This is a genomic window from Larkinella fluvii (genome assembly GCF_051857545.1).
GTDB lineage: Bacteria > Bacteroidota > Bacteroidia > Cytophagales > Spirosomataceae > Larkinella.
Map to the genome: position 1 here is coordinate 25,500 of NZ_JBPZHB010000008.1, position 17,818 is coordinate 43,317.

The following is a 17,818-nucleotide window of genomic DNA, read 5'->3' on the forward strand; positions in this document are numbered from 1 at the left end:
AATTCCTTTATTGTCGGTTAATTCCGAACCATCTGTCAATCAATACACTGCATTTCCATGGCGGTTTTGATCAGCAGCGCGGTATTGGGAACGCTGAATTTCATGAGCAAACTGCTGCGGTGAAATTCGATGGCTTTGACACTCACGAACAGTTGCGTGGCCATTTGCTGCGTCGTTAATCCCTGGGAAATGAGCGTCAGCACTTCCGATTCGCGGGGCGTCAGGTTGGGTTTCAGGCCCGTTCCGCTGCCCGATTTCCGGTTTCGGGGCTCATCGTGTAGCAGAATATTCGTAATGATTTCGTTGAAATACGGCTTTTCGCGGTGGACCGTCCGAATCGCCTGCAACAGCTCGACCTTGGTCGTGTTTTTCAGTAAATACCCTTTTGCCCCTTTTTTCACCACCCGTTTGATCAGGCTGGCGTCGTCGTGCATCGTCAGGGCGATCACTTTGGTAGCCGGAAACGTACGCGTAATGTGTTCACAAAGCGCCAGCCCATCTTCCACCTGCGGAAAGGAAATATCCAGCAAAACGACGTCGATCGGCGAATGACTCAACTGTTCAATAACCGATGACACATCAAAGCAGCGCGCCGTCACTTCAATTTCCGAAGACCCCGAAATCAGCGACTCAATCCCCTCAACAAAAACATTGTGGTCATCGGCAATCAGTACTCGTATCATCAATTCGTATGCGTTAACTCGGATGGGCACTCGACGTCTCCGTTGGGGAGAAAACCGGTTTTCAGTTTAACAACGGAACCACCTTTTTAATTTAACCCTTTACTGTTTCGATTGTACGAAACGGATAAATTGAATATTGTTTAGCAAAAATAGGACAAAGGAGGTAGGTTATAAAATAGGGGAAACCCCCGTTTTTAGAAAATTAGGGAAAACCCTAGCAAACCGCTTCGAAACCGCTTTCAATCTACGGCCTAATTTCAGCCTGTTATCAATTAATCGCAACTAGTTACAAGTTACGGTTTCACTATCCTTTCAAAACCCGCCAAGTTTGTATCGGACAAACCAAAAAGCCGCCGGGGACGCTGAAAACCGAACAGAGTAGGCACACCATCACACCATATTTTACCATCATGAAAAAGCAAATTGCCAAATTGACACTGAAAACCGATCAGATCATTGCCTTATCCAAAACGCAGGCTTCTAACGTCATGGGCGGCCGGCCGAAAGAAAAAACGATCGGCGGATGCACCACAGCGGGTTATTGCCCAACGGAGTTGTAATCCGTCATCCTACGCTTCCAGGAAGCAAAAATACTACTTACCAATCTCCGGACTCAGCGGCCTTTCTAACCCAGGGCTGTTGAGTCTTCTTTTCTTTGATAAACCCGGCCTGCGGCATTCGCTTGTCTTTCAACTCCTTGTTATTATGAAATTGGGTCTTCTTGAATTCGGAACCGGATGTGTCAGTCCGATGGATATGGTTGAAAATGTACTGGACTATGCGCAGCAGGCCGAGGAACTGGGCTACACCCGGTTTTGGCTGGGCGAGCATTACGGCACCCCGACAGCCTACCACAACCCCGAAGTGCTGCTGCCCATCATTGCCGGCCTGACGGATCGCATCAAAGTCGGCGTGGCAGGGCTGCTGATGGCGTTCCACAATCCGTACCGCGTGGCGGCTTCGTTCAAAGTCCTCAACAACCTGTTTCCCAACCGCATCGATCTGGGTGTGGCTGGCGGAGGAGTTCCACCGGAAATCGGAATGCTTCTGGCTCCGGATCTCGATTTGTCCAGTTCTGCCCCTAAAGTGGAACGGTTTGCCGGGAACTGCCGGGCCTTGTACGACTATCTCTTTGCGGAAGAAAACGCCAGCCTGATTGCGCCCGTCGGCGGGTATCTACCCACCTACTGGTCACTCACGGCGGGCCTGAAAAACCCGGCGGTTCTGGCCAGTCAGCCAACGTCCCTTTGCAAGTCCCTGTTTCATACCGAAATCACGGATCATAAACGGGATGCGGAGAAAATTCAGGAATACCGGGCGGTTTTTTACGAAAAACACGGACGGGAGCCGGAAATCAATCTCGCCGTGGCCGGTGTCTGCGCCGAAACCGGAGCGAAAGCCCGCCAGATCCGGGAAGCCCTTGAACGCCCGGTCAGCGTCTGTAACGAACTGATTGGCTCACCGGCTTACATCCTGGATGAAGTGGCGAGGTTGCAGGAAATCTACGGCGTGGCGGAATTCATTTTCCTGAACATGGCGGAAGAAACCGGTCATAAAAAGGACGGAATCGAAAGACTGGCCAATACCCTGCCGCAGTATACCGACGCTGCCAGCAACGTTTATGCCATTTCCTACTAGTTATCAATCTATCCCGACCAGTTACAAGTTCCGATTTCACTATCGTTTCAAAACCCGCCAAGTTTGTATCGGCAAAACAGAAAAGCCGCCGGGGACGCTGAAAACCGCACCAGAGTAAGCACATCAATCACACCAGTTCAAAACAACAAATCATGAAAAAGCAAGTTTCAAAAATCACGTTGAAAACCGACAAAATCATCGCTCTGTCGAAAAACCAGGCCCAGAATGTCATCGGTGGTCGCTCTCACCAAACCGCTTCGGCTTGTACCAGCAAAATTTGCGAACCGTAAGCAAAACCGGCTTGCGATACGCCAGATCGGAGAATAGCTCCGATTCTTCTTTCACAAGTTGAATGGCAGAGCGGAACGAAGGGGTGTAAAAGCGCCTTCGTTCTTCCCGTATTACCAGTACCACCCCCTACACACTACCCATTCCGGTCATGAAGACGATTGCTTTCGAAACCGCTTTTGTTCGGGTTCCCCTTGCCAGTTTTGCCGCCATCGACAATCCGGACTGGACCAAGCTTAGCCAGCAACTTCAACATCCGGCTTTCCTCGAAGCCCTCTACATTGCCTCACCCGCTTTGTATGAAGAAGCGATCCGGTTCGATTTCAGCCGTCAGCCCGACGAAAAATCCCGGCGGGTACTCTATTCACTGATCAAATATCTGTCCCGCTACGCCACCCGCTGCACGCCCTTTGGTTTGTTCGGCGGTTTTGCCACAGCGCCCATCGAGGCCACCAACTCGAATATACGTATAGCGAATACCGGTAGCCTGAAACGGATCGTTCGGCTCGACATGAATTACCTCTGCGCGCTGGCGCAGGATCTGGAAAAACACCCCGATGTAAAGCCGTATCTCCGTTTTTTTCCGAATTCGAGCCTGTACGAAATCAATGACCAATACCGCTACGTCACGTATCGGTATGACAAGGGCCAACGGGTTCACCACCTGAGCAGCGCCGAAAAAAGCGCGTATTTAGCCGCTGTACTTGACCAAAGCAACTCGGGCGTTCGGACTGAAAGCCTGTATGCGGTTTTAATCAGCGACGAAATCAGTGAAGACGATGCCCGGGATTTCGTTGAATCGGTGATCGATGCCCAGTTGCTGGTGAGCGAACTGGAGCCGTCGCTGACGGGCGAAAACTTTTTAGTCCAAATTCTGACCATTCTGCAAACGATTGGCAGCCAGCATCCTTCTGACGAAATCGCCCGGATTGTGGCGTTGTTGCAGGAGGTTACCGTTGATCTGAAAACCCTGGAAAGTGGGGAGCACGAGACTTCAATCGAACTACTAAGCCAGGTAGAGCACAAACTGAGCCACCTGTCCACCCCGTTCGACCGCAAAGTTCTCTTCCAGATCGACACCTATTTACCCACGCTCTCCGGCCAGTTGAACCGGGGACTTCTCAATAAATTAGTCGCCAAAATTCCAACGCTCCTCAAACTGACTACCACCAGTGAGGGAGCGTTGGATGACTTCAGAAACCGCTTTACCGAAAAATACGAAGACGAAGAAATCCCGCTCGTCGTCGCGCTCGACCCCGAAATTGGAATTGGTTTCCCGGCCGATCAGGAACCCTTCGACGATTCCCCGCTGGTAGACGGCGTGGCGGCTGGCTCACGGGCCAAAGCCAAAAAGACCTGGACGGTGGCTCCCGAACAGGCGTTTTTGTTCCAGAAAGTAGCGGAGGCTCAACTCCACCGCACCGCCCAGATTGCCATTACGGAAGAGGATCTCTTGGCCATTGAACCCGCCCGACCTAACCTGCCGCCCACAAATGCCGCTATGTTTTCAGTCATTCGCGAGAACGGGCGGGAAACGCTGGTGCTCGATAGTTTTGGCGGAACCACCGGCACGTCATTGCTGGGCCGTTTTGGTCATACCGATCCCACCATTTTGAACCTGATTCAGCAGATCAGCGACGCCGAAGACCAGATCCGGCCCAACGTGATTTACGCCGACATCATTCACTTGCCCGAAGCCCGGACCGGCAACATCATCATCCGCCCCCAACTGAAAAACTACCAGATTCCGTACCTAGGCAAGGCATCGGTTGACAGCGAACACCAGATTCCGGTGACGGATTTGGTGATTCGGGTGGTGGGAAACCGCGTGGTGTTGCGGTCGAAGTCGCTCAACAAAATCATTGTTCCCCAGCTTTCCAACGCTCACCATTACGCCCAGACCAATTCGCTGGATGTTTATCATTTTCTGTGCGCCCTCCAAAATCAGGCCATTCGTCCGTGGTTGGGTTTGTCGCTGGGGCCAGTCAATGCGGTTTTTGTCTATGTTCCCCGGATTGTGCTGGACAACATCGTTCTGTCGGAAGCCCGCTGGAATTGCCGCGCGCAGCAGGTGAAACCGCTGGTGACGGCGTTCAAAAAAACGGACTGGCCGGGCCTGAGAACCGAGATTGACCGCTGGCGCGACCAGTATGGTATTCCCCGGCATATCTGCTTGCTGGATTACGACAACGAATTGTACGTCGATTTAGAGAATCAGTGGCTGGCCGAAACGTTCGTCAATGAGATCAAATCGCAGGACAAATTTCAAATCAAGGAGTTTCTGTTCCGGGCCGACAACGCCGTTACGCAGTCGCCCGCGGGCTGGCATACGAATCAGTTTGTGGTGGCTTTTAAAAATGAGCCGGATTCGCCAGCCTTTCCCCCTAAATCCCCTAAAGGGGACTTTGCAAATCTGGATTTTACCGCGCCCAAGTCCCCTTTAGGGGATTTAGGGGCAATGCCAGGGTCGCGCACGACTTTAGGGGCAACAGTAAACCGCAAATTCTTCGCCGGTTCAGAATGGCTCTATTACAAGATTTACACCGGAATTAAAACCGCCGATGCGATCCTGACGACGGTGTTGCATCCGCTGTCTGAACGGTTTGCCGAGCTCGGCTGGACCGACCAGTTTTTCTTTATCCGCTACGGTGATCCGCAACTCCACATCCGGTTCCGCTTTCACGTCATCGACCCGGCTTTTCTGGGGACCATCATTCAGGAATTGCACGATGCACTGGCGTCTTACGTGGCCACCAACGTAATCACCGCCATTAAGAACGACACCTACAACCGCGAACTGGAACGCTACGGACGCAATTCCATCGACGCCGTCGAGGAGTATTTTCACCGGGACAGTCAAACCATTCTCCAGTTTTTGAGTATGATCGAAGGCTCGGAAGGCGAAGAATGCCGGTGGCGGTTTGGCATGAAACTCATCGACACGCTGCTGGACGAGATCGGTTTTGACCTGAAACAGAAACTGGATTTTGCGGACGAAAAAGCCGCTCAATTCGGTCAGGAATTTGGCTACAACTCGGTATTGAAAAAGCAACTGGATACGCGGTACAAAGAAATTGAAACCGCCATCACAGAGCTGTGGGCTGAAACCAACGAGGATCACCAGTTTTTCTACGACCTGAACCAGCAACGCCGGGAAACGCTGCGGCCTTTCATCCAGACCATTCTTCAACTGAAAGAACAGAATCAACTGGAAATTCCTTTGACGTCGTTGCTGGGCAGCCTTATTCACATGACGACCAACCGATTGTTCCGCACCCGGCAGCGGTTTGTCGAATATTCGCTCTATTACCATCTCCACAAGTACTACCGGACCACCTATGGCCGCACGGTACTGGCGAAGAAAAATGCTCTCCTCGAAGCCGTAACGTTTTAGCCATGAAACCAATGAAAAACGTTTTGAGAACCATTCTGGGTGGAAAAATGAGCCCTTATGCGCTGGTAGACCGGTTTCCGCACCTCGATCAGAGTGCCGGGATGGATTGCGGCCCCACCTGTCTGGCGATGGTTTTCAAGCATTACGGCGCGCAGGACGTTCGGCACCAACTGACCAAACTGGCCGAAATCAACACCGAAGGAAGCAGTTTGTATGACCTGATGGAGATTTCGGAAAGCTTCGGTTTCAAGGCGGAAGGTTACGAACTGGATTATCCCTATTTACAGAAGATTCAACTGCCGTGCATCGCCCATTACGAGGGCCAGCATTTTGTGGTGGTGTACGAAGCCACGGATGCGTACGTGCGCGTGGCCGATCCGGCTTTTGGCAAGGCCCGGTACGAAAAAGACGAATTCTGCAACAAGTTCAGCGGTATTGTTCTGGAATTAAAACCGACCTCAACATTTTTCGAAAACACGGAACTGGAGGAAGTTGCCAACGAACACAAGGCGAAAAAGGCGTCGGTTTTCCGGCAATTATATTTCCCGATTCTGAAAGAAGGCAAGCGCGTGCTGGCCGAGATTTTCCTGTTTTCGCTGGTGCTCGAACTCGTCGGGCTGGTGTTGCCGCTGTTTACGCAAACGATGCTCGACAACGTGTTGATCAACCAGAACAAAAAGCTGCTGGTCGGGATTCTGGCAGGGTTGATGATGGTTTTTGTCGTGCAGGTCGTGCTGACCTACGGGCGCAGTATGCTGATGATGCACTACCGGTTCCGCTTCGAAACCGAGTTCATGGGCAAGTTCTTCGAACGGCTGATTTCACTGAAACAGAAATATTACGACAGCCGCAAGCGCGAAGAATTCATGTCGCGGTTTCAGGAGGGCATCGGCATTCGGGCGCTGACCAACCCGATCATCATCCAGCAGTTTCTGGATGTGTTTTTCATGCTGATCTACTTCCCGATTCTCTTCGGTTTCAACACGCAACTGGCGACCATCGCGCTGGTGTGTTTCGTGGCCTATGGGTTGACGACGGTTTATTTTATCCCGATCATTAAAAACCTGCGGTCGAAAGTATACCACAAAAATCAGGCGTCATTAGGCGGTTTTCTGGATACGGTTCTGGGCATCAAAACCGTCAAACTGCTGTCGCTGGAAAAATACAAACTCGTTCGCTGGAAACAGCTTCACCGCGAATCGATCAATTCGGTGATGGCCGACGAGGAAAAGCAGATTTTGATCAACTCAATGCAGCGGCTGATTTTCATTTTCAGCCAGATTGCAGTGTATTGGGTCGGTGCGTACCAGATTTTTACGGGTGAACTCACGATTGGTCAATACATGGCGTTTACGGCCATTTTCATGATTCTGATGAACTCGATCAACAGCGTCAGCATGCTCTGGATGATGGTGACGCAACTCAGTGTCAGCTTCGGAAAAGTCAACGAGATTTTTCTGGAAGACGAAGAATCCGCGAATGTTCAGGAGCAGGTTTCCCGGTTTTCAGGGAAGTCCATTCGCTTCAACAACGTTTCGTTCCGCTACCAGCAGAAAGACGCAAAATATGTTTTAAAGAACCTGAACTGCGAAATCCGGCAGGGCGAACGCATCGGCATTGTCGGACGAAACGGCACGGGAAAATCCACCTTCGTCAAACTGCTGATGAACCTTTATCCCGACTACGAAGGCCAAATCTTTTGCGACGATACCGAACTGCGGAAAATTCACCCGAAAACACTCCGGAAACACGTTCACCTGTTTCCGCAGGACACCTACGTTTTCAACGATACCATCAAGGAAAACATCCGCTGCGCCAACCTGTCGGCTTCGATGGAGCAAATCGCGGAAGCCGCCCAACTGGCGGATTTGCACCAGTTTGTCAAAGCGAATCACCTGGGTTACAACCACATGATCGGCAGTTTTGGCAGCAATCTGTCGGGCGGACAGGTTTTGAAGATCGGTTTTGCCCGGCTTTTCGTGGCCGACCAACCCGACATCATTATTCTCGACGAAGCCAGCAGCGCGCTGGATGTGGAAACGGAACGCCGGATTCTGGACAACATTTACGAGCGGTTTAAAGGCAAGACCATCATTTCCATTGCGCACCGGCTGCACACGCTCAAAAACGTGGACCGGATTCTGGTTTTCGACGGCGGTACCATCGCCGAGCAGGGCAACCATGGCGAACTGATTGATAGACAAGGCATTTACTACGATTTCATCAAAACGTACATCGACTATTAAACCATGCACCCGTTGTTAGCTGATCTGGAAATCACCCAGTTCGAGAATTTATACCACGTCGATGATGCGCCCATTGCCGACGTTCGCCAGCGGATTTTGAGTCGTCTGGGCTGGTTTGCGGTTTTGTTGACGGTGGTCGGTGGCGCGATGGGTTTTGTCATTGAATTTCCGGACATGATTGCCGTGCCGTTCGTGGTCAAATCCGAAGTGGCCGAAGCAATGTACCGGTTTCCTTCGACGATTTACGTGGAAAAAACCTTCGTCAAACCGGGTCAAATCGTGGCCGCCGGAGCGCCTTTGCTGGAAGTAAGCGCCCCGGATGTGGCCGCGCTGGTGGCCGATTTCTCCGCAGCCAACACGGCGGTGGGTCAATACGAAAAATACCGGACGGTTTCGGCCAGCAAAGAACAGCAGATCATTGAGTTGACGATGGCGCAGATTCGGGAAGACATCCGGCTGAAAGAAACGCAGATCGACGTTCAAAGGAATAAATGGGCGTCGGAACTGGTGAAGCTGAAGTTTGAGCAGGAAGACGCTCAGCGGATTTTCAAAATCAACCAGGATCTATACCGCACTGGCGACATCAGCAAAAACGACCTGAATGCTTACGAGGCCACTTGGTTGCGGGCGCAATCCGCCTACCAGTCGGGGACGCAGAATTTCGGGCAGGAAGAACGAACGTTGCGCCAGCAAATCGAGACCAAACGGCTGGAAATGGTAAGCCTGGAAAAGCAGCTAACCAAAAAAGATACCGACTTCCGGGGCGAGGGCGCGCAGCTCCGCAGCTCGCTGGATGCGATGCACAAACGCATTGAAGGGCGGTTTGGGAAGTATGAAATTACGGCCAACAACCATTTGATTCTGAAAGCCGAGCGAGCCGGTACGGTTTCGTTTGTCTTCGACGGCGAGAAGGAAGCCGCAGCCAGTTCGATTGTCCTCAAACTGATTTACAAGGAAGCGCCCCTGTACGCCTACACGCAGGTGAATTCGTCGCGCATCGGGCAGGTGCAAGTCGGGCAGCCAGTGATTCTGAAACTGGATGCCTTCCCGGTGTACGAATGGGGAACCGTGCGCGGCCGGGTGAGCCAGGTTTCGATTACGCCCGACGAGAAGGGCCTCTTCAACGTTCAGGTGCAACTCACCGATTATCAACGACTTGATAAGCGCATCCAAATTGGTATGCAGGGAAATTGCAACATCATTTTCGACGAACGAACGCTGTATGAGTACACGTTCCGAAACTTCAAAAAAGTAGCCACCGAACTCACGGAGTAATTACCAGCCATGAACGCACTGTTGACCGATACCCAAACCCGGATCGAAACGGAACTCCACCGACTTTACGATACCGTTGCGGCCGAACCGGTGGCCGAAAACCCGTCGCTGCTGTCGGGGCAGGTCGGCTACGCGATTTTTGAAGCGTATTACCAGCGTCAGTTCGGATTAACCGACAACAGTCGGGTCTGGGAACGACTCAGTGCGGGCATCGACGCCATTCAATCGGGGGCCGTCGATCACACCTTCGCGGGCGGTATTTCCGGCATTGCCTGGGGTTTTCTGCACCTCCACAACCACGGTTTTCTGGCCGACAGTCAGGACGATCCACAGGAAATTGTGGCCGCGCTCGACGAACCGCTCTTTCTGCTTTCGATGGACGACCTGAGCAAAGGCCGTTTCGATTATTTACACGCCGGTTTAGGAGCTTGTCTGTATTTCCTGGAACGCCCTCGGACGCCCGAAATCGTGTATTATTTGAAGGAAATCGTCGCCCAACTGGATAAAATAGCCATCAAAAAAAACGACGGATCAATTACCTGGCATTTCCGAAATTTTAACGACCCCGCCGATGAGTCGGTTTCCTACAACCCGGGCTTGTCGCACGGTACGGCCAGCATCGTCGCTCTCCTGAGTCTGCTGTACCAGAATGGCTACGCCCGGCCGCAATGCGCCCGGCTGGTTGAAGGCGGTTTGCAGTGGTTGTGGAGCGTCCGCAATACTGACCATCCGGCGGTATTTCCCAGACAACTCCTGGATGATCAAACCCGGGATGAATTCAGTCGGCTGGCGTGGTGTTACGGCGATCCGGGCATCGCGCACACGTTTCAACTGGCGGGTGAAATCTTCGGGAATACCCGCTGGAAACAGATCGCAGAACAGACGATGCTGAAAGCCGCCATCCGTCGCAGCCGCAAGGAAACGCTGGTGTCCGACACGGGATTCTGCCACGGATCGAGTGGACTCAGCCACCTGTTTTCCAAATTTGCCCGCTGGTACCCCAACCCGGTTTTCGACGAAACCGCCCGGTATTGGCTGGATGCCACCTTGAATCAGGCCTTGCCCTCCCCGGAAATCGACGGGGTGTCGTCCGTTACGCCCCTGCCCAATCGCGGAGAACGCTGTTTGCTGGAAGGTGACGCCAGCGTAGGGATGGTTTTGCTGTCACAGCTCGGCGCAAATCCGGCCTGGGAGCGGTTTTTACTGATGCGGTGACTTCTATAGGGCTAAGCTGGTAACTGAAAAATAGAAAAACCGGCTACATCATTGATCTTATCCTTTATCTTCGTGGATGAAAACCAGATGAAGGGACAACTACTCAATGATTCAACCCAACCGCTTTCGAACACCGCTGCTCATTTCGGGACTTTTCGCCGTCGCAGTCGTGTCCTGCATGAAAATGAGCCCAACCGGGTCGTCCAAAACCGCCAGCACACCGCTGGTCGTTCAGGAAGATCCGGCGACCGCCCGCACCCGGGCGAAAGAAATCCGGGACAACACCGCCATCAAGCTGGCCGATGGACTCAAAGTTGACCTTTGGGCGTCGGATTCGCTGGCTCCCGATCCGGTTTCCATGTCCATCGACGACCAGGGGCGGGTGTACCTGACCCGAACCAACCGGCAGAAAAACTCCGAATTCGACATCCGGGGCCACCGCGACTGGATGACGCCGTCCATCGCCCTGCAATCCGTCGAGGAACGGCGGGCATTTCTGCGCAGCACCTTCGCGCCCGAAAAAAGCAAAGAAAACGAATGGCTGAAAGACCTCAACGGCGACGGCAGCCACGACTGGAAAGACCTGGCCGTTGAAAAAGACGAAGTCTGGCGGCTGGAAGACACCACCGGCGACGGAATTGCCGACAAAGCAACCCGGATTCTGAACGACTTCTTCGAAGAAGTTTCCGACGTAGCGGGTGGTTTGCTAATCCGGGCCGAAGACGCGTTTGTGGCCATTGCCCCGGATTTGTGGCGGCTGAAAGACACCAACGGCGACGGTATGCTGGATCAGAAAACATCAATCAGCCACGGCTACGGCGTTCACATCGGTTTTGGCGGCCACGGCATGTCGAATCCGATTGAAGGACCGGATGGCAAGATTTACTGGAACATCGGCGACATCGGTGCCAACATCACCACCGCCGAAGGGGTCAACCACAAACGCCCCAACGAGGGAATCATCGCCCGATCCAACCCGGACGGCACTGATTTCGAAGTATTTGCGGGCGGTTTGCGCAACACCCACGAATTTGTATTTGACGACTACGGCAACCTGATCAGTTCCGACAACGACGGCGATCACCCCGGCGAAAGCGAGCGGCTGGTTCACGTTGTCGAAGGCTCGGATGCAGGCTGGCGGTCCAACTGGCAGTATGGCAAATACACCGATCCGAAGAACAACAGTTACAAGGTCTGGATGGACGAGAAACTGTATACGCCCCGCTGGGAAGGTCAGGCGGCTTACATCATTCCACCGATTCAGAACTTCCACAACGGCCCGACCGGCATGGTCTACAACCCCGGCACGGCCCTGGGTTCGGAATGGAAAAACAAATTTTTCCTGGTCGAATTCGTGGGGAATCCGGCCCGCTCGCCCATCTGGTCGTTTGGCCTGAAACCGAAAGGCGCATCGTTCGTGCTCGATGGCGAGAAGAATATTCTGAACGGGATTCTGCCCACCGGTATCCGGTTCGGCCCCGATGGAGCCCTTTACATCGCCGACTGGATCAACGGCTGGGACGCCAAAAATTACGGACGGGTCTGGAAACTGGATGTAACCGACGACAAAAACGACCTGAAAGCGTTGCGGGCCGAAACAAAACGCCTGATGGTGTTGAATTACGGGACGCAAACGGACGACATGCTGTTGTCGCTGCTGTCGAACCCGGACATGCGCATTCGCCAGAAATCGCAGTTTGAACTCGTCAAACGCGGGGCCAAAGGAGCGGTTGTGTTGCAGAAAGCCGTGGCGCAAACCGGCAACCAACTGGCCAGGATTCACGGCATTTGGGGCCTGGGGCAACTGGAGCGGCAGGACAAATCCTACACCGCTTCCCTCCTTCCGTTACTGAAAGATGCGGATCTCGAAATCGTGGCCCAAACCGCCAAAGTTCTCGGTGATGCGGCTGCTTCGGAAGCCGGACCGCTTCTGATTCCCTTGCTGACGAGCCAGAACCCGCGCGTAAAATTCTTCGGGGCTCAGGCATTGGGACGCATCAAATACCAGCCCGCTATCGAACCGCTGCTGGACCTGATCAAGGCCAACAACGACGAAGATGTGTATTTGCGTCACGCTGCGGTTTTGGCCCTATCGCGCATCGGGCAGGTTGAACCGATGGTGGCACTGGCCAACAATCCCAACAAATCCCTGCGCCTGGCCGCAGTTTTGGTGCTTCGCCGGTTAAGCAGCGAAAAAGTTGCGCTGTTTTTGCAGGACAAAGACGAATACATCGCGACGGAAGCGGCCCGCGCCATCAACGACGATTTGTCCATCGAAAAGGCTTTACCGGCCCTGGCGGCAACGCTGAAAGAAACCCGGTTTACCTCCGAACCGCTTCTGCGTCGCGCCATCAATGCGGCCCTGCGGGTGGGAACCGACGAACAACTGAGCACGCTGATTGCCTTTGCCAAACGCAAAGACGTGGACAAGGAACTCCGGGCCGAAGCCCTCGCGACCCTCGGAACCTGGGCCAAACCGTCTCCACTGGACCGCGTCGACGGACGTTACCGGGGTGTTGTTGAACGCAATCCGGCGCTGGTGAAAGCCAAAATCCAGGAGCAGGCCGATGTCTTTTTGCAGGAAACCGACCCTACGGTTTTGGTGGCGATTTCGCAGATGGTGAGCAATTTAGGCATTACCGACAAAGCCGCCAGCCTCGCCAAAATCATGGACGAAAGCCAATCACCCGAGGTTCGGTCGGCCATGCTGACGGCTTTGCACCAGTTGAAATACCCGGCGATGGAGACGGTGATCAGAAAGGGCATGAACGATGCCGACCCCGATGTTCGCACCACGGCACTCGGTCTGGTGAGTGGCCTGAATCTGTCGACGGAAGCGTTGGCGGACGTTTCGAAAGCGATTTTTGAGAAAGGAACCGTGAAAGAACAACAGCAACTGCTGCGCGTTCTGGGGAGTATGCCCGCGGCAAAAACCGAACCGATTCTGGCCGGTGTCATCGATAAAATGATCAGCAAACAACTGCCGGCCAGCCTGGCGCTGGAACTCGGTGAAGCCGTGGATTCCACCAAATCAGCGGCTCTGATTGCCAAACTGGCTCCGCTGCGGGGAACCGGAACCGGCATTGCGGAATACCAGGATGCGCTGTTTGGCGGAAATGCGCAAGCAGGTCGCCGGATTTTCAATACCAACTCCACGGCACAATGCGTTCGGTGCCATGCCATTGGCGGCCAGGGCGGAGCCGTTGGACCGTCGCTGACGGGCATCGGCGATGTGCTGACCCGGGAGCAGATCCTGCAGGCCCTCATCGAGCCGAGTGCCCGACTGGCCCCCGGTTTTGGCATGGTTTCGCTAACGCTGAAGGATGGACAAACCGTCAGTGGTGTTCTCAACGCCGAAAACGCGCACGAACTCGTCCTGAAAACGTCCGAAGCGGAACCGCTGAAAGTGCCCGTTGCCCGAATCGACAAACGGGAAAACCTTCCCTCCAGCATGCCGCCGATGGGCTACATTTTGTCCAAACGGGAAATCCGCGATGTGGTCGAGTTTCTGGCGACTTTGAAGAAATAACGGAACGGGTCCACACGGTTTTACGGTTTTTTCAGCAAATCGTCGAGCGTGTGGACCTCTCCATTTTTGACGACGCTCACCACATTCCAGGCATCCCGGATGGTGGTGAGCGGATCGCCGGTAACAATCACCAGATCAGCCAGTTTCCCCGGCTCCAGCGACCCCAGATCTTTGCTTACGCCCACCGCTTCGGCCGCCCAGAGTGTCGCCGAACGCAGGGCTTCGAAGGGCGTCAGACCCGCATCGACAAACGTCTGAAGTTCCGTGTGCAGGCTCATCGCGTACGGCACAAACGGACTGTCGGTTCCCGTCGTGACGTGTGCCCCTGCAACCACCAGGGCCTTTATCGTGTTTTGCAGGTTCCGAAAATTAGTCAGGTAACCCGGATTGATTCGGGTGATTTGCGACGCCCCCGCCTGGAGCGAGGTCGTAAACCGTTCCGAATAAAACGCCTTGTACTGCCGGTTTTCGAAGAACGCGGGGTCTTTTCCAGCCATCACATAAAAACCGCCCTGGAGCGAAGCCGTCGGCGTGATATTCATGCCCGACTTCGCCAGCAATTGAATCACATCCTGGTAACTCCGGTTCATGCCCGTGATTTTGGGCGAATAGCCCCGCCGACTGGTGCCGCCGATGTGCTCGACAGCATCGACTTCGTAGCTCATGGCCGGATAGATTTCGTGCGACGAAACCGGCATACCGTGGGCGTGGGCAAAAGCCGTGATGCGCTTCTGCATAGGGTCTGGCATCCGGACGTAGGTTTTGATGAGGTCGAAATTCAGCCGGACGGCGCGGTTCAATTCCAGTTCGAGTTGCGCCCCCGACGCAATGCTGGTGGCTAATCCGTAGTAAATCCGGCTTCCATCGGTGAGACCGCCGGTAAAAAACTGGCGTGGTCCGATGCGCCGACCGCTGGCCCAGGCTTCTTTTCGTTCCAGCGCGTCATACGGATCGGCACCCGTTTCCCGCAGCGACGTGATCCCGTACGACAGCCACAACCGCCCCTGCGGTTCGCCGTTCATGGCACTCTGGTGGGTGTGCATTTCGAACAAACCCGGAATGACGGTTTTGTCCGACGCGTCGATCAGTTTACCCGCCCGACCCGCCTGATGGGGAACAATCGCCTTGATCCGGCTGCCCTCGATCAGAATATCCACATTCTTGCGATACGCAGCCGTGCGTCCGTCAAACACCTGCCCGGCATGGATGACCGTCTGGCCCACCGGTTTTTTAATTTGCCAGGTAAAGTTCATCGGAATGGTTTCGATGCGCCCGTCGGCCAGAAACACCTGCTTGAGCGTGTCGGTAGCGAGGTAAACCAAACGCTGTGAATCGCCGGTCCAACTGGGCGAATCGGCCAGTTCGTTGGTGAGTCGTTTGGCCGGACCCGTAAAATTCCCCAGCGCATCGACTGGACTGACCCACAGCAAACCGTCGAGGATGTAGGCCATAAACTGGCCGTTCGGCGACCAGGCCGGACCGTTTTTGCCCCGCGTCCCCAGCGACCGATCCGAAACGGGCGACACGTGCCGGTCGCTGTTGCCGTCGGCTTTTCCGTCGATGGTGACCAGTAAAATTTCGGTGACGCCTTCCCGGTAGCGCGACGAATAGACATCCAGCGCCGACAAGGCAATGGTTTTGCCCGTTGGTGACCAGCTCGGCTGGCTCGGCACAAAGACGGATTCGTGGTATTTTTCAACCTGCCCAGTTCGAACGTCCACGAGGTTCAAAGTCCCCCGCCCCCAGACGTTGCGCGGGTCGCCCTCATAAAAAGCAATCCGGCTGCCATCCGGCGACCAGGTGGGAAAGTTCAGGTCGTCGGGCAGATCCACCAGCCGACGGTCTTCACCGGTTTTCAGGTCGCGCACCCAGAGATCCATATTGCCCTGCCGGTCGGACGTAAAAGCCAGTTTCGTTCCGTCGGGCGACCAGGCCGGATCGGCTTCGACGTAGACATCGCTGGTCAAGGCTTTGGGATGCGGAACGCCATTCGTCAACAGCCACAAATCACCCAGGGCGGCAAAAACGATCTGTTTGCCATCGGGCGAAACCGTCGGTCCTTTGATTCCCCGAACGGGTTGCGGAGCAGGCTGGTCAAAATCGTAGCGTTTACGCTGGTACGTTGTGCGGGCCAGCGAAACCGTCGCCTGAAAAGCAATCTCTCTGGCCGGGGCTGGTTTCAGGCTTTGCTTTTTCAGTTTGCCGTCTGCGGTGTAGAGGTAGTCAGTCGCAGAGGCCCAGCTAATGCGGAACGGGAACACGTCTTCGGTGGGCGGAGTCAGAATCTGGCTGTTGCCCGTGGTCACATTCACCACGGCCAGACCGCTCTGGTTTTTGGTCAGTATGTTGTAAAAAACCTGCGAGCCGTCGGGTTGCCAGGCGGGGGCAGCCAGTTTGGCCGGACTGGCCGTCAGCAGGTGTTCTTTGCCCGTTTCATCGATCCGGTAAAGTCCCGGCGAATCGGTTCGTTCGGAGACAAAAGCCACCTGTCGGCCGTCGGGCGAAAAAGCCGGGTTGTAGTCATTGGCCGGGTTGCGGGTGAGTTGGGTCAACGCACCGGTTTCGAGGGTCAGTTGCCAGATGTCGTAGTTGCCGCTTCGGTCGGACGAAAACACGAGGTGTTTGCCATCAGGCGACCAATGCGGTTCCCGGTCGTCGAACACCCCGAAGGTCAACTGTTTTTTACCCGAACCGTCTTTGTTCACCATCCAGAGGTGGTAGATGCCATCCCAGAAGGCGTGAAACACAATCCAGTTTCCATCCGGCGACCAGGCGGGTTGACGGCAATCGCCCAGGGCATCGGTAACGGGCCGCGCCGTGCCGCCGTCAGCGGGCAAAACCCAGATGGTTCCCTGTAAATCGACAGCGATGGTTTTCTGATCGGGCGAAAGCACGGCGGCCATGTTGGTTCCTTCGGTTACCGTAATTTTCAGCGAATCGGCAGCGGTTCCGGCCCAGACAGCGGGCATTGAAAAAGCACTCATCACCAGCAATAGCCAGACAGAGCGCCTGCACAAGTAGGTATTCTTCATAAGCAAAAATGAAAAAAGGAGTATGCCCGTTGACCGGACGAACAGGAACAAGCGTATTTCAGTATGCAGAAAAGTCGGTAAAATTCAAGCTGGGACGACGGAAGAAAATAGTTCGGGCAACACGCCGATCGATGAGTAATGCCTTCATCGTCAGATTAATATTAGTGCAATAAATCCATACTTGGTAGCGGTTTTTGGATAAAGTTTGAAAAATATATTTTGAACGACAAAAAATTATATTTTGAAAAATAAAATATAAAACATATAATATTTTGAATAATACAGTATTTTATTGAACTATAAATAGTATTGCAACAAAAATAACAAATTATATACCGAACCCTATTGACACTTTAAAACTTGCTTCTATATTTGAGTCATCATTACGGAATAATACAATCCGGTTCTTACCCCATCTGCTTGATTCTGGCCGCACTTGAAGAGAGCAAGTATCGAATTATCAGTCATAGAATACAAAGAATTCTCTCCGATAGACGCACCCGTCTACCGGTGGTAAA

At 53.8% G+C, this 17,818-nt stretch carries 10 protein-coding genes; 8 read left to right on the forward strand and 2 right to left on the reverse strand.

Annotated elements, in window-relative coordinates; all coding sequences use genetic code 11:
- Positions 1-35 precede the first annotated feature (35 nt).
- Complete coding sequence (locus tag ACS5NO_RS21360) at positions 36-683, reverse strand: response regulator (RefSeq protein ID WP_439417024.1); 648 nt, start codon at positions 681-683, stop codon at positions 36-38.
- Between the two features lie 410 nt (positions 684-1,093).
- Here ACS5NO_RS21360 and ACS5NO_RS21365 point away from each other — a divergent pair, with 410 nt between their 5' ends.
- From ACS5NO_RS21365 to ACS5NO_RS21400, 8 genes are all read left to right on the forward strand, one after another.
- Entirely contained in the window at positions 1,094-1,243 is a 150-nt protein-coding gene (locus ACS5NO_RS21365) for a class I lanthipeptide (RefSeq protein WP_439417025.1), read from the forward strand.
- 145 nt (positions 1,244-1,388) lie between these two features.
- The gene (locus tag ACS5NO_RS21370) at positions 1,389-2,321 is read left to right on the forward strand and encodes an LLM class flavin-dependent oxidoreductase (RefSeq protein ID WP_439417026.1); all 933 of its coding nucleotides are present in this window, start codon (positions 1,389-1,391) and stop codon (positions 2,319-2,321) included.
- Between the two features lie 152 nt (positions 2,322-2,473).
- Complete coding sequence (locus tag ACS5NO_RS21375) at positions 2,474-2,611, forward strand: class I lanthipeptide (RefSeq protein WP_191908921.1); 138 nt, start codon at positions 2,474-2,476, stop codon at positions 2,609-2,611.
- Positions 2,612-2,760: 149 nt separating this feature from the next.
- Positions 2,761-6,003 carry a lantibiotic dehydratase gene (locus ACS5NO_RS21380; RefSeq protein WP_439417027.1) on the forward strand — a complete coding sequence of 1,081 codons (3,243 nt, stop codon included), beginning with the start codon at positions 2,761-2,763 and terminating at the stop codon, positions 6,001-6,003.
- 11 nt (positions 6,004-6,014) lie between these two features.
- Positions 6,015-8,249, forward strand: coding sequence for a peptidase domain-containing ABC transporter (locus ACS5NO_RS21385; protein ID WP_439417028.1), 2,235 nt, complete (start codon positions 6,015-6,017; stop codon positions 8,247-8,249).
- Between the two features lie 3 nt (positions 8,250-8,252).
- Positions 8,253-9,524, forward strand: coding sequence for a beta-barrel domain-containing protein (locus ACS5NO_RS21390; RefSeq protein WP_439417029.1), 1,272 nt, complete (start codon positions 8,253-8,255; stop codon positions 9,522-9,524).
- 9 nt (positions 9,525-9,533) lie between these two features.
- Positions 9,534-10,739 (forward strand): lanthionine synthetase C family protein, encoded by a 1,206-nt coding sequence (locus ACS5NO_RS21395; RefSeq protein ID WP_439417030.1) that lies wholly within the window; start codon positions 9,534-9,536, stop codon positions 10,737-10,739.
- A gap of 106 nt (positions 10,740-10,845) precedes the next feature.
- Positions 10,846-14,268 carry a DUF7133 domain-containing protein gene (locus ACS5NO_RS21400; protein WP_439417031.1) on the forward strand — a complete coding sequence of 1,141 codons (3,423 nt, stop codon included), beginning with the start codon at positions 10,846-10,848 and terminating at the stop codon, positions 14,266-14,268.
- Between the two features lie 20 nt (positions 14,269-14,288).
- Here ACS5NO_RS21400 and ACS5NO_RS21405 read toward each other — a convergent pair whose 3' ends face one another.
- Entirely contained in the window at positions 14,289-17,300 is a 3,012-nt protein-coding gene (locus ACS5NO_RS21405; RefSeq protein ID WP_439417032.1) for an amidohydrolase family protein, read from the reverse strand.
- Positions 17,301-17,818 lie beyond the last annotated feature (518 nt).

Bases quoted from the DNA above. Each gene is read 5' to 3' on its own strand.
- ACS5NO_RS21360 (WP_439417024.1), bottom strand. From the start codon at position 683: ATGATACGAGTACTGATTGCCGATGACCACAATGTTTTTGTTGAGGGG.
- ACS5NO_RS21365 (WP_439417025.1), top strand. From the start codon at position 1,094: ATGAAAAAGCAAATTGCCAAATTGACACTGAAAACCGATCAGATCATT.
- ACS5NO_RS21370 (WP_439417026.1), top strand. From the start codon at position 1,389: ATGAAATTGGGTCTTCTTGAATTCGGAACCGGATGTGTCAGTCCGATG.
- ACS5NO_RS21375 (WP_191908921.1), top strand. From the start codon at position 2,474: ATGAAAAAGCAAGTTTCAAAAATCACGTTGAAAACCGACAAAATCATC.
- ACS5NO_RS21380 (WP_439417027.1), top strand. From the start codon at position 2,761: ATGAAGACGATTGCTTTCGAAACCGCTTTTGTTCGGGTTCCCCTTGCC.
- ACS5NO_RS21385 (WP_439417028.1), top strand. From the start codon at position 6,015: ATGAAAAACGTTTTGAGAACCATTCTGGGTGGAAAAATGAGCCCTTAT.
- ACS5NO_RS21390 (WP_439417029.1), top strand. From the start codon at position 8,253: ATGCACCCGTTGTTAGCTGATCTGGAAATCACCCAGTTCGAGAATTTA.
- ACS5NO_RS21395 (WP_439417030.1), top strand. From the start codon at position 9,534: ATGAACGCACTGTTGACCGATACCCAAACCCGGATCGAAACGGAACTC.
- ACS5NO_RS21400 (WP_439417031.1), top strand. From the start codon at position 10,846: ATGATTCAACCCAACCGCTTTCGAACACCGCTGCTCATTTCGGGACTT.
- ACS5NO_RS21405 (WP_439417032.1), bottom strand. From the start codon at position 17,300: ATGAAGAATACCTACTTGTGCAGGCGCTCTGTCTGGCTATTGCTGGTG.